This window comes from Curtobacterium sp. MMLR14_010, assembly GCF_001865015.1.
GTDB lineage: Bacteria > Actinomycetota > Actinomycetes > Actinomycetales > Microbacteriaceae > Curtobacterium.
Window position 1 is genome coordinate 1 of sequence record NZ_MJGV01000001.1, and the last position, 679, is coordinate 679.

Consider the following 679-nt stretch of genomic DNA (forward strand, 5'->3'; position numbering starts at 1 on the left):
GGGCCGGGAGTGCTCCCGGCCCCGCCGCGGGTCAGACCGGTCTGGCTCAGGCCGCGCTGGCTCAGGCCAGGGCGGTGAAGGACGCGTCGCGCACCAGCAGGGTGGTGGCGTCGCCGTCGAGCTGCTGCTCCTGGTCGCTCGAGAGACCGAGCGTCCAGGTCCCGCCGCCCGGCTTCTCCGGCAGGGTGAACTCGACCGTGGTCTCCGAGGCGTTCAGCAGCACAGCGACCGAGTCGTCGCCCTGCTCGAGCACGAGCATCACGGCGCGGTTGCCGCCGTCGGCCCAGTCGCCGTCCTCGAAGCCCGCGTTGTCCGCGCGGAGCACCGACACCGTGGACTCGGAGTGTCCCGGCGCGGTGCGGTACCACTCGGGGCGGAGCGCCTCGTGCTGCTGGCGGAAGGCGATCGCCGACGTGGTGAAGGCGAGCAGGTCCTGGTCGACCGCGGCCCAGTCGAACCACGAGATCTCGTCGTCCTGGCAGTAGGCGTTGTTGTTGCCGCCCTGCGACCGGGCGATCTCGTCGCCGCCGAGGATCATCGGCACACCGGCCGAGAGCATCAGCGTGCCGAGGAAGTTGCGACGCTGGCGGTCGCGGTAGTCGTTCACCGCGCCGTCGTCCGTCGGGCCCTCGATGCCGCCGTTGAACGACGTGTTGTCGCTCTCGCCGTCGTTGTTGTC

General features: G+C 71.3%; 1 pseudogene. It reads right to left on the reverse strand.

Annotation, left to right across the window (positions count from 1 at the left end):
• Positions 1-61 precede the first annotated feature (61 nt).
• Positions 62-679 (reverse strand): annotated as a pseudogene (locus BIU98_RS00005) (glycogen debranching enzyme GlgX); the annotation flags it as partial.